The following is an 11,271-nucleotide window of genomic DNA, read 5'->3' as shown; positions in this document are numbered from 1 at the left end:
TTCCCGCCATAGTCCCGTTCCATTTAAGCTATTTTTCTGCAGCGGCCGTTCCGTTTTTTTCCGGCCGGTAGGTTAATAATGAAACAATGGCAAAGATAATCACGGAGAAAAAGCAGCTCATGATATCGGACGGCACGCCGAAAACGGAAAAGCCGTTCATTCCCAGGACTACGAACAGCAGACCGCCTGCCAAACCGGCGAATGCCCCCTCTTTTGTTGCCTTTTTCCACAGGAGGCCGCCTACGACCGGGGCAAATACGCCGGCGGTGTAAATGGTGTAGGAAAGTAGTAACAGGTTCAGGATATTCGGCAGCATCAGAGCGACAAATACGGAAATCAGGCCGATAATCAGCGTCCAGAGACGGGACATTTTAAGCAGTTTTGCATCGTCGGCCGCCTCTCCCCTCAGGATAAAGCGCAGGTAGACGTCGCCGATTACATGGGAGGTGGCGGCTGTCAGGATGGAGTCGGCGGTTGAGAGGATGGCCGCGATAACGGCTGCCAGCGTAATTCCGCCCAGAGCAGGAGGCAGTATGGTGGAAATAATCTGCGGAACCACCAGGGACGGATTGGCAAGCTCCGGGAACAGGGCCTTGCCCGCGATACCCAGAAGAACCGGGAAAAAGGTGAGGATCCCCACAATCACGCATGCCATGATTCCGGCCTTTTTGGCTGTGCCTGTGTCTTTCGCGGCAAATAATCTCTGGTAAACGTCCTGTCCAATCAGGGTGTAGATGAACATCGGAAGGATCAGGTAGAGAATATAGGAAGGTTCAACGCCCTGTGTCATTGTGAAATAATTCGTTGTTGTCTGTGCATTCACGGCATCCACCAGGCCGCCCCATCCGCCCAGGTGATGAATCGTGAAAAAGGTTGCGGCAATAATTCCCGCTCCGGCTACGATAATCTGGATAAAATCCGTAATCGTGACGGCCCACAGCCCTCCGACTACGGTGTAGCCGATAAAGAATGCGGCGGCGATGAGCCCTCCCACAACCGGGCTGCCGATACCGATGGAAGAAAGAATACTTCCGGCAGAGTTTACCTGTCCGGCCAGAATTCCAACCAGGGCCAGGAGCGACAGCATCGCGCAGAGAAAACGGAGCAATGGGCTGCCGTATCTTGTCTCCAGAATTTCAGCAACCGTGTAAAGCTGCATACCCTCCATTTTCTTAAGTACCAGGCATACGGCCAGGATGCCGACGGCTCCGGCCAGCCCGTTGTACCATGCAATCATTCCCGACGAATAGGCCTCGGCACCGAGGCCTACCACATAACCGCCTCCGAAGTAGGTCGCAGCCAGGGTAAATGCGGCCAGGAAAACGCCCAGCCGCCGCCCGGCGAGCAGGAAGTCCTCGGTGGAAGAATTGAACTTGTTTGCCCACACGCTGACACCAAACATGATTACCAGATACGAGATTAGAATTACCGTTAACATGAAAGATTCCTCCTTTGAATTTATACCTGATTAATAAGCAAGAGGCGTGCCAGAATTTTTGGAATGATGAAAAAATATAAAAAAACTTTACAATTGTAAAATGCAAGGCGGATGAAGGCATATCGGGAAAACGGTGTCCGTTGGCCGGATAACCGGAGACGGAAGGCGGAAAATAGGTGTCCAAATGAATGAAAGGTATCATAGGACAACAGAAATAAAGATTTAAAAAACAGGAAAATTCGCATTATGTTAAGAAAAAATACAAGGCATTCTCTAAATATGAGAGCGATATTCTCCAAATATAAGGGCGGCATTCTCCAAATATAAGAGCGAAAAAAAGTCTCTTGTTACCTAAAACTGCAAAAAAATTTTGCAATTGCATAAATATTTTGCAGTTGAGATGGACAAAACATGGCAGTTATGCTAAGTTAAGACCAAAGAACAGGCGGAGGTGGAGATATGGCAGATTTGTATGATATCAGTCTTCTTACGGATTCCGAAGGCAGACTGCTCAGAATCCGTTGGGAGAACGGAGCGCTTGAAAAGAAATATAATTCGTTTTGGAGTAAATATACGGGACGTCCCCTGGAGACCCTGACTGAGTTTTCATGGAACAGGGAAGAGGAGAGCGTCACCTGGCACAATGAACTTTTCCAGTATCAGACGGAGGAACTGGAGGAGGGCAGGCGTCTCTTTCTGCTGAAGAGGGGACTGGGCAGGCGTTTGCTTTATGAGAAGGTGTTTGATACACTGGACGAGAGCATTCAGATTTATGATGAACATGGCAATATTCTTTATTTTAACAGTGTGGCGAGAGAGATTATTGAAAATGACGGGGCGGTGGAAGGAAAACATCTCCTGGATGTGTTCGACGTGGAGGCCGACGACAGCACGACCCTGGAGGCCCTTCGCATGGAGGCGCCGGTGAGGTACAGATTCAAGCATTACTATTCCAGAAAGGGGACGGAACTGTTTACGGTTAATTCTGCTTTTCCGGTAAAAATGGATGGGAAGACAATTGCGGCCCTGGCCCTGGAAGAAAATATTTCAGTCATTTACCGCAAGGCGGAACAGCTTGAAAAGCTTCAGAATGCGGTGAAAGAGAAGGTCTCCGAGTCCTCCGATTACCGCCGGGACACCGGATACAGCTTTGACAATATGATAGGCCATCATCCCGGAATTAAAAAGCTGAGAGAACTGGCGAAAAAAGTGGCGTATCAGAATAATAATGTCCTGATCGTTGGCGAGACAGGAACGGGAAAAGAGATTATCGCACAGAGCATCCACCGGGCAAGCGCCAGGAAGAAAGCGCCGTTTGTAGCCCTCAATTGTGCGGCCATACCGGAGGGCCTGATAGAAAGTATTTTATTTGGGACGGCAAAAGGCTCGTTTACCGGAAGCGCCGATAAAAAAGGCCTTTTGGAAGAAGCGGATAAAGGTACCCTGTTTCTGGATGAGCTGAATTCCATGAGCCTCAGCATGCAGGCCAAGGTACTGCGCGCCCTCCAGGAAGGGACGTATAGACGGGTGGACGGAAGCAGGGAATACAGGACGGATGTGAGGGTGATCTCAAGCTGCAACGAGAATCCGTTTCTGCTGATGGAGCAGCAGAAGCTCCGCTCCGACTTATTTTACCGTCTGGCAACCATTATTCTGGAAATACCGCCTCTGCGTGAGAGGCCGGAGGATATAGAAGAACTGATCCTGTACCATATTGCCCAGATTAAAGGGGAGTATGCCTTCCCGTTCAACGAGATAGAACCGGCGGTGCTCTGGCAGTTACAGCAGTATTCCTGGCCGGGCAATGTCCGGGAACTGTTCCATGCGGTGGATTACGCGATGAACGTGGCCGCGGACCGTGTATTCCGCCTGGAATATCTTCCGGCGTATTGTTTCCGGAAAACAGAGACGGGTGCGGCTCGGGGAACGGAAGAAACGGCGCGGACAGGAGAGGCAGCGCCGGGAAGCGGGCGGCCCGGGAAACTGGCCGGAGGCACGCTCCAGGAACAGATGGAAGACTATGAGTCGGAAATCATCACGGAGACGCTGCGCCATTACTGCGGAAACGTCACCCAGGCAGCCAAAAAACTGGGACTTAAACGTCAGAGCCTGCAATACCGGATACGGAAATATGGGATTATAAATTAAAGTAATGCAGAAGCGCGGGATCAGGAAAGAATGGTGGGATAAACGCGAAAATGTGAAAAAGGGCGGTTATTATGCTCAGGGAACATGGTGGTTTCTCTGAATCATAACAGCCGTCCTTTTTTGCGTGTCGGCCGGCCTCGAAATAAGTTGAAAATTGAGCCGGACAACCGAAAGCTTACATAATGGCAAGAAGGGGATGAAAAATGATTACCATAATAATTAAAAAATGAAAATAAATTTACATTTCTATTGACTTTCAGATACATAGTTTTTATAATGAAACCATGGAGGAATACAGATGGAAAAAAACGTATTGAGTATCATAGGTGAAAGCTATGAAAACCTGACTAAAACTCAAAAAAAGCTGGCTGATTTTATAAAAGATAATATACATATACTGCCGTTTTTATCGATCACGGAACTGGGTGGGAAGACTGGGGTCAGTATGGCCAGTATCACCAGATTCACCAGAGAACTGGGCTTTAACGGCTACTCGGAATTCCAGAAAAGTGCGGCGGATTTGATCCGCAAGGATGTAGTGCCGATGCGGGAGCTGAAGCACTCGATCACGGAGGAGGGGGAGGAGGACATTCTCAGCCGGATGATAAGACTGAATATCAACTCCTTGGAAACTCTGAACAGCGAAGATTTGAAAAAGAATTTTCAGGAATCGGTGGAACTGATAACAAATTGCCGGAAACTGTATATTACAGCAGCACGTTCCTCGTACAGCGTGGCTTATTACCTGTATTTTATGCTGAAAGAGTTCATGGAGCAGGTGGAACTGCTGACAGAGGGAACGGGAGATATTTCAAATAAGCTTCAGTATATAGAAGAAAATGACTGCCTCATTGCAATCAGCTATGAGAGATATACGCGGGCGACCTATAATATTGTGTCATACCTGAATAAAAAGGGATGCAAAATTATCGCGATCACGGACAGTCATTCATCACCGATCGCGCTCAAAGCGACAAATGTCCTTTTGGCAAAACACGCGGTGGACACTTATTCTTTTGTTAATTCAATGACGGTGGCTAACGCTCTGATAACGGCGGCAGGAAGGAGGGATAAAGAGAATACATTAAAGAAATTAGAACGCCAGGACGAGATAGCACTCGAGTATGGATTATATTTGTAAGAAAGAAATATAACATTTTCAGAATATTCAGGACAATAAAGGAAGGAACTAATAAAGCGCTGCATGTTGGCCCATTCAGACAATCTTTAAAGAGCTCCCCCCCTTCTTTTAGTATACGCTAAAAACAGGCAAATTGCAAGAAGCCGGGCGGTACTGTCTTAGAAGGTTTCCATCGTCTGACGGAAGCCGGTATTTCCCTGAAAAAGTTATAAATAAAACTGAATAGGAACCGATTTCACCACGGCAGAAAGCCGTGGTGTAAAAAGATGGGGTAGTGGAAGGAGATGCTGTAATGATTTTAGGGTTACCGCCTATTTTAGGATTTTTGCCTTTGATTCTCTATATCATCCTGATGATGAAGGGAAAAGATATGAACCTTTCCGTCTTGATTTGTGTCATTCTTGGCGCTGTCATGACGGGGGAGACTGTGAGTGGATTTGGAACCGTACTCCAAAACTCACTCAGTTCATTTTTGTCACTGATTGGATTTATCATTGTACTTGGCTCAGGACTGGGCGAGGTACTTACCAAAACAAAAGTTGCACACAATATTGTCCACCTTGTCATTGGAAAAGCAAAATTAAAATCCCAGAAGCAGGCAATTTTAATTGCGATGTGCACGTCGACGCTTCTTGTTTCCATGCTTGGGACACTTTCCGGTTCCAATGCAATCATTGCGCCGATTCTGATACCAATCATGGCCAGTCTGGGCATTACTCCCAGCACACTCGGCGTTATTCTGCACGGAGCCGGTGCCGCCGGACTGCAGATTGGCCCTTTTGTTCCTCCGGTTGCAACTGTGATGGGGTTAACGGGGCTTAATTACAGCCAGTATATGAAAACGGCCGGACTGCCGTTGGGACTGATCATATGGGTCTGTACTTTTTTTGTGGCCTGCCGCACCCAGAAACTGACGGAAGGAAAAATTACTTATAATAAAGAAGATTCAGTCGCCGAAGATTTTCAGGTGACACCGGAGATTAACAGGGCAACCTGGGCATTTGGAATCACAATGCTTATCATGCTTATTTACGGCGTCATGGTAAAGGCGGGAGCTTCTTATGCCATTGTGGTAATGCTGGTGGCTTCTCTTGTAACGGCGATGGCGTCGGGAATGGGAATTGCACAGGGGCTGACAACTCTTGTTCAGGGAGCGTCCAAGATGTTCTGGATGTTTTTCATGTTTATTCTCTTTGATCCGTTCCTCAACTATGTGGCCGCATCCGGGGCATTTGACGCGATTGCCGGATACATGCAGCCGCTCATCGATGCGGGTGGAGTTGTGGTATTCCTGATGTTGAGCACCGCGATCGGCGTGTTTGGAATATCGGGAGCCGGTGTTGCGCAGGCAAAGATGATTCACGATCTCTTCCTGCCTCTCGTAGTAGTACTCTCTGTAAAAATGGATATTTGGGCGCTGGTCGTGCTGGTAGGCTGCCAGATCACATTTTTTGTCACCCCGACGGTCGACATGGTTGGAAATATGGGACTCGCCAGATCAAAGGACATCAAGGCAATGCTGAAAAACGGCTGGGTTATTACGATCATTACATTTATCTATGTGTTGATTCGGGCTGTAATGTATAATGGATGACAAAAAAAGTATGACATGGCTGTTCAAGCGGCGGCATTTTGCGTGGTGGAAGCTGCGATGGTATTGAACATCCGGAGAATTTTAAACGAGAACTGCATCAGGGGATCGGGGAACTAGCTGGGGAGCAGAATCCCCGGTCCAAATTAAAAGGAAGTAGTCCGGAATGCCTCTGAAGGCGCCGGATCGTGGCCAGGAATTGAGTTTAAAAACAACAGAAGGAAAGGTATAAAAGGGGATAAAATGACAAATTTTGCATTACTTCAGACAGATATTAAATTTTGTGATTTTGAATATAACGCCGCGCATGTAACTGATTTAATTAATACGGCAATGAAGAAGACGCCGAGACCTGATGTGATCGTGCTGCCGGAGGACTGGTCCTCGGGTTTCTCAGATGAAATGTTTCATCACATGGGAGATTATATCGAAACAATTGACGGTCCTGCAGTCACCGTATTAAAAGAATGTGCAAAAAAACATTCTGTATGGATCGTGGCAGGCTCAATCGGAATTCAGTTTGACGACGGTATGAGAAATACGACGTTTCTGATTAACCGGGAGGGAAAAATTGTAGGTGATTACAGTAAAATGCATCTATACAGCGATATGGATGAGGATGTGCCGTATCTGCATGGCACAAAGACGGAGGTTTACGATACGGAGCTGGGCCGGGTCGGCTTTATGATCTGTTACGATATCCGGTTCTGCGAGCTGTCCCGCACCTATGCGCTGAAGGGGGCAGAAATGGTGATCGTCACATCCAATTTTCCCAATCCCAGGGTATCTCACTGGAGAACGCTTTTAATGGCAAGAGCCATAGAAAACCAGATGTTTATTGTGGCCTGCAACCGTGTGGGGGAAAGCCCGATGGGCACCTACTGCGGCCATTCAATTATCATTGATCCTTGGGGAACGGTGATTGCGGAGGGAGGAGACGGTGAAGAAATTATTACCGGAACGGTGGATCTTTCCGCGGTAAAAGAAATACGTGAAACCATCCACATGTTCCGCGACCGCAGACCGGGAAGCTACGGTGAGATTCTGGCCGGGGAGGAGTAATGGGAATGGATGCGGTAAAGCTGGAAAAAGAGATTACAAACCTCTGTTCCCGTGTGTCCGGAAGTAAGTCCGTCATTGTCGAAAACATGAGAACCGGAGAGAAAATTGAAATAAACGGGAATGAAATTTTTCCGGCCGCCAGTCTTATCAAGCTTCCGATACTCTTAACATTATTTTCGATGGCGGAAAAAGGGCAGATCGTTTTGGAAACCCGCGTAGAGGTGACAAAAGACTGCCATGTGGGGGGATTCGGGGTGCTCAAAGATTTGGAAAACGGTCTTAACCCGACGATCCGTGATTTAGCCGTGTTGATGATCACCCTGAGCGACAATATTGCCACGAACCTCTTAATTGATAGGATAGGAATGCCTGAGATCAATTGTGAAATTAAAGCACTGGAGATGAATGATACGGCTCTTCTCAGGAAGATGATGGATGCGGAGGCAAAAAAGGTGGGACTTGACAACGACACAAGCGCCGCGGATATCAGGAAGATTCTGAAGGCGGTTTTAAAGAGCCCATTCAGGGAGGAGATTCTGGATATCCTGTTCCGTCAGCAGTGCAATAATAAACTCCCGGTTTTTATGGGAGAAGAAATCCGCTTTGCACATAAGACCGGGGATTTGCCGGGAGTGGAACATGATGCGGGTATTATATGTGCAAATGGGGAAGAAATCATCGTTATTGTGCTTACAAAAGATCTTGCCGACAATCAGGAGGGGATTTGGCTGAATCAGGAAATCGGGAAATTGCTCTACAGGAATTTATATTAGAAGACGGGCTGAGTGATTAAACGAGAGGTTTTGTTATTTTCAAACAAGAGAAGGGATAAAAAGAAGCTTTAAATATTAAAAGAAGCTGCAAAGAAAGAAGCTGCATAGAAAGAAGGTAAAAATAAGAAGGCACAAATAAGAAGGCACGAAAGAAGAGGGTATAAAAAAAGAAAGTATAAGAAATTTTAATGTAAAAGAATAGAGGAATAAAAACATGAACAGAGGAATCATAAAAAATGTGGAAATCAAGGTTCTGGAACTTCCGCTGAAGAAACAGTGGAAAATCTCGCTGTACGAGCAGAGCACCAGGGCCCATGGCGTAATTAGAATCACAACGGAGGACGGCATCGTAGGATTCGGAGAAGCGGCTCCGTCGCCGGCCTTTATGGGAGAAACAGGCTATACGATGGAGGTGGCCGTCAACCGCTATCTGAGGGACGCGCTGATCGGAATGAATGTTTTTGATACGGAAGTAATTCATGAAAAAATGAATTTTGCCATATACGGAAATTATGCGGCGAAGTCGGCGGCAGACATGGCACTATACGACATCATGGGAAAAATGCTGGATGTCCCGGCATATCGGCTGCTCGGAGGATTATACCGGGAGAAAGTGGCCCTTAGCTGGGTGGTTGGTATGCAGGATTTAGATGCATCCATCCAGGAGGCCAGGGAAAAACTGCAGGAGGGATACCGTGTTCTGAAAGTAAAAGTGGGAAAATCACCGGAAGTCGATATAAAATTGGTAAAACGCATTCGTGATGAACTGGGAGACGGCTTTCCGCTGCGTCTGGATGCCAACCAGGGATACAATTACAGCGCCGCGTATCAGACATTTCAAAGGCTGGAAGAGTTCGGCCTGGAGAGCATCGAACAGCCGGTAAAACGGTGGGATATCCAGGGCATGAGAATGCTGCGTGAACGCCTGAAAACTCCCATCATGGCGGATGAGTCGGTTTCAGATTACCATGCCGTAAACACGGTGATCCGCGAAAAAGCCTGCGACAGTGTAAACATAAAGGTCGGAAAAGTTGGAGGTCTGACAATGGCGAAGAAGATTGCCGCATGCCTGGAGGCGGAAGGCCTGTCTGCAACGGCAGGAAGCAACCTGGAAGTGGGAATTGGATCGGCCGCCAGCATCCATTTTGTGGCCAGCACGCCGAATGCGGATATTCCCAATGATTTACTGCTCGGGGGTCCGCTGCACCAGCATGATATTATAATAGAAGATTTTAAAGTCAAGGATGGTTTTGTAGAAGTCCCCCAATTGCCAGGCCTGGGAATCGAAGTAGATGAAAGCATTTTTAAATAATCCGCAGATACAGGCATTTTTGCAGGAAATTCTCCCTGGTGTCAGAACGCTCAGGCGGGAAATCCATGCGCATCCGGAACAGGGTTATCGGGAGACGGGGACTACTTCGCGGATAAAACTGTTTCTGGAAGAATATGGAGTGCCATTTTACGGATTCGAAAATATGACCGGCGGCTATGTATGGATCAATTGCCGGAAAGAGCGCACGGTCGGCTTCCGCGCCGACATTGATGCCCTGCCGATTGAGGAAAAAAACGAGATAGAATTTAAATCCGTCAACATGGGCGTCATGCACGCCTGCGGCCATGACATGCATGCATCCATCGCAGCGGGACTCTCCGTAATTCTCTGGAAATTCAGAGCTTTTTTAAACGTAAACGTGCTGCTCGTATTCCAGCCCGCGGAGGAGTGCAACCCCACCGGGGGCGCCAGGGCCGTAATCGCCCGTGGAATATTTGAAAAATACGGTGTAACAGAATTCTACGGACTGCACATGTGGCCAGAACTGAGAGTCGGGGAAATCGCCGTAAAACCAGGCCCCATCATGGCATCATCCGATAAACTCCTGATTCAGGTGACCGGCAAAAAAGCGCACGCTGCCGAACCGCAGAAAGGGGTAGATGCCATCTCAATCGCAGCAGAGATCATCAGCGCGGTGGAACATAAAATCCGGCGTGAAATCAGCCCCTTTGAAACTGTGCTCATTTCAATCGGTTCCATCAAAACATCGGGCCGTTACAACATCATATGTGATGAGGTGCTGATTGAGGGAACAATCCGCAGCCTGAACCCGGAAATCCGGTTATTCATACACAAAAGAATAGAAGAACTGGCCCATAACATAGCGACGGCCTACCGCGGGACCACAACCGTCACCATAGAAGACGGCTATGCCCTGGTAAACAACGACACCCGCCTCACAGCCAAATTCCGGGACGCCGCCGAAACCATACTGGGAAAAGATTCTGTCCACACAGAAATCTCCCCCAGCCTAATCGGCGAAGACTTCTCCTTCTACGGCCGGATCCTTCCAACCATGTATTTTTTCATGGGCTGCGAAAGTGAATACCCACTGCACAACGAAAAATTCCTCCCCAAAGAAGCCACCCTGAAAGAAGCCCTGGCCCTGCTGGGGGAATATTTCATAAACTATGTTTAAAACTAAAAGCGCCGAAACATGGCTAAAGGTGAGAACAAACATAACAGTATAAGAACAAAACATAGTAAATAGAAATGGAAGATAGCTAAAAAACCACTTATACAAAAGAAATAAAACAATACTAAATAAAGTCAAAAAACTCAATAAAACCGAATCAAGCTTAATAAACCCAAAACGGACCTTAAGAACAACCACAGCCGGAAACAAAATCACGAACAGCCGGCCGCTGCTTTTCATTAAGGTCTGTTTTGCAAATTCTCAAGACTTCTTTCTATAATAAATATAAAACATAAATAAATATAAAACATAAATAAATATAAAACACAGACAGATAAAGTATGAGCGACAAGCCGGTTTATAAATATAAGCAACTACATAGATGAATCATTACGTAGATGAATCATTATATAGAGGAACGATTACACAGCCGAACCACTACATATAAACCATTACGGACAAATTCGACATAGACATTATAAATCATCCAGCCACCCCCTTTTTATTTCTACAAAACCTACGCGATCTCGACAAATACCTTCCCCATGAAAAAGAGGACAACCAGCCGGATTGCATGGAAGGACGGTCCTGCGAAAACTTAGTGGAGGGGGAGAAGGGCAGATATGATTATGCAGGGAACCTTGAAGTCC

At 47.1% G+C, this 11,271-nt stretch carries 8 protein-coding genes; 7 read left to right on the top strand and 1 reads right to left on the bottom strand.

Annotated elements, in window-relative coordinates; all coding sequences use genetic code 11:
* Nucleotides 1–28: 28 nt before the first annotated feature.
* Nucleotides 29–1,438: a sodium:solute symporter family protein gene (locus V3C10_20365; GenBank protein WVP61631.1), complete on the bottom strand. Its 1,410-nt coding sequence runs from the start codon at nt 1,436–1,438 to the stop codon at nt 29–31.
* A gap of 459 nt (nt 1,439–1,897) precedes the next feature.
* On the opposite strand from V3C10_20365, the gene V3C10_20360 reads away from it, so the two are divergent.
* From V3C10_20360 to V3C10_20330, 7 genes are all read left to right on the top strand, one after another.
* On the top strand, nt 1,898–3,586 hold the full coding sequence (locus tag V3C10_20360) for a sigma 54-interacting transcriptional regulator (protein ID WVP61630.1): 1,689 nt from the start codon (nt 1,898–1,900) through the stop codon (nt 3,584–3,586).
* A 298-nt stretch (nt 3,587–3,884) separates the two neighbouring features.
* Nucleotides 3,885–4,727: a MurR/RpiR family transcriptional regulator gene (locus V3C10_20355; protein WVP61629.1), complete on the top strand. Its 843-nt coding sequence runs from the start codon at nt 3,885–3,887 to the stop codon at nt 4,725–4,727.
* A gap of 292 nt (nt 4,728–5,019) precedes the next feature.
* On the top strand, nt 5,020–6,321 hold the full coding sequence (locus V3C10_20350; GenBank protein ID WVP61628.1) for a Na+/H+ antiporter NhaC family protein: 1,302 nt from the start codon (nt 5,020–5,022) through the stop codon (nt 6,319–6,321).
* 240 nt (nt 6,322–6,561) lie between these two features.
* A complete protein-coding gene (locus tag V3C10_20345; protein WVP61627.1) occupies nt 6,562–7,380 on the top strand; it encodes a carbon-nitrogen family hydrolase in 819 nt (272 codons plus the stop codon).
* Entirely contained in the window at nt 7,380–8,153 is a 774-nt protein-coding gene (locus V3C10_20340; GenBank protein ID WVP61626.1) for a serine hydrolase, read from the top strand. The genes V3C10_20345 and V3C10_20340 overlap by 1 nt, the downstream gene beginning before the upstream one ends.
* A 214-nt stretch (nt 8,154–8,367) precedes the next feature.
* A complete protein-coding gene (locus V3C10_20335) occupies nt 8,368–9,465 on the top strand; it encodes an enolase C-terminal domain-like protein (protein ID WVP61625.1) in 1,098 nt (365 codons plus the stop codon).
* Nucleotides 9,446–10,624, top strand: a complete 1,179-nt coding sequence (locus V3C10_20330) for a M20 family metallopeptidase (protein ID WVP61624.1) — start codon at nt 9,446–9,448, stop codon at nt 10,622–10,624. Before V3C10_20335 ends, V3C10_20330 begins: the two co-directional genes overlap by 20 nt.
* The last annotated feature ends 647 nt before the right edge of the window (nt 10,625–11,271 follow it).

It is taken from the genome of [Clostridium] symbiosum (assembly GCA_036419695.1).
In the GTDB taxonomy this organism is placed as follows: Bacteria; Bacillota; Clostridia; order Lachnospirales; family Lachnospiraceae; genus Otoolea; species Otoolea symbiosa_A.
This window is presented reverse-complemented; position numbering and strand designations above follow the sequence as displayed.